Below are 1,206 nucleotides of genomic sequence, written 5' to 3'. Positions count from 1 at the left end.
TTGCGGTCAAAGTGAGAGAGAAAGATAAAATCGAAGATCCTTCCAAAGGTGATCAACGGAAGGTTCAGCTGATCTGTACTCTGATTCATAATCCTAAATTGTTGATTCTTGATGAACCTTTTAGTGGCTTAGATCCTGTTAATGCGGATCTTTTGAAGCAGGCAATTTTAACTGCTAAAAAACAAGGTGCTGCTATTATTTTTTCCAGTCATGATATGGAAAATGTTGAAGAATTGTGCGATAAACTTGTGATGTTGCGTAATGGAAAAGTTGTTTTAAATGGAGCAGTTCAAGAAGTTCGTGACTCCTTTGGGAAAACGATGATTTATGTAACAACAGATCAAAGTATTGATAAGCTAGCTACCTTGTCACACGTTGTAGCTGCCAAACCGTTAGAATCACGTCGATATGTTTTGTATCTAGATAAAGAAGAAGCAGGACGTGATGTCTTTGATGAATTGACACATGGGCAATATATTGAAGAATTCAGTCAACAACCACCGACTTTGAATGAAATTTTCAGAAGAAAAGCGGGTGAAAAAGATGAATAAACTATGGATCGTTACATTAGAAACCTTTTTACGCCAAGTTAAATCTTGGAGTTTTGTCATGTTAGTCTTTGGTCCATTTCTAATGTTTGGAATTACTATTGGTGCTGGTTATTTAGGTGCCTCAAATACTGAGAATAATTCTGAAATAGCAGTAATCAGTCAAAATTCACAATTGCGTAACAGCTATCTAAAGGCTAATAAAACTGATGTTAATACTGCTATTACTGATCAAACTAAGGCAAAAAAACAATTGAATAAGGGAAAGATTGCTGGTTATTTAACTTTAAAGAGCGATAATCAGAAGATTTCAGCACAGTACGTATGAACAAGTTCTTTAGATTCATCAATGAAGTCTAAAATCAATATCTTCCTAAATACTCAACAACAACGGCTAAATTTGGCTAATGCTCAGTTATCAGCAACTCAGATTCAGGCCTTACAGCAACAACCTAAGTTAACAGAAAATGTTCAAAAGAAAACTGGAACGGCTCATACAGCCAAAATTATTTCCTTTTGGATCACAGTCGTCATGGTTTATATAATTTTGATTACCTACACTACTATCACAGCTCAAGAAATTGCTTCCGAAAAGGGAACTAAGATAATGGAAATTATCTTTTCCAGTACCACAGCACTCAAGTATTTCTTAGGTAAA

1 protein-coding gene and 1 pseudogene are annotated in these 1,206 nt (G+C 35.0%); both read left to right on the top strand.

Annotated elements, in window-relative coordinates; genetic code table 11:
* On the top strand, nucleotides 1-551 hold a 551-nt coding region (locus FHL06_RS13605; RefSeq protein WP_153387179.1), incomplete at its 5' end, for an ABC transporter ATP-binding protein.
* Nucleotides 511-1,206, top strand: a pseudogene (locus tag FHL06_RS14840) (ABC transporter permease); the annotation flags it as partial. The gene FHL06_RS13605 and the pseudogene FHL06_RS14840, both read left to right, overlap by 41 nt.

The organism is Companilactobacillus halodurans (genome assembly GCF_009600985.1).
Lineage (GTDB): Bacteria > Bacillota > Bacilli > Lactobacillales > Lactobacillaceae > Companilactobacillus > Companilactobacillus halodurans.
This window is presented reverse-complemented; position numbering and strand designations above follow the sequence as displayed.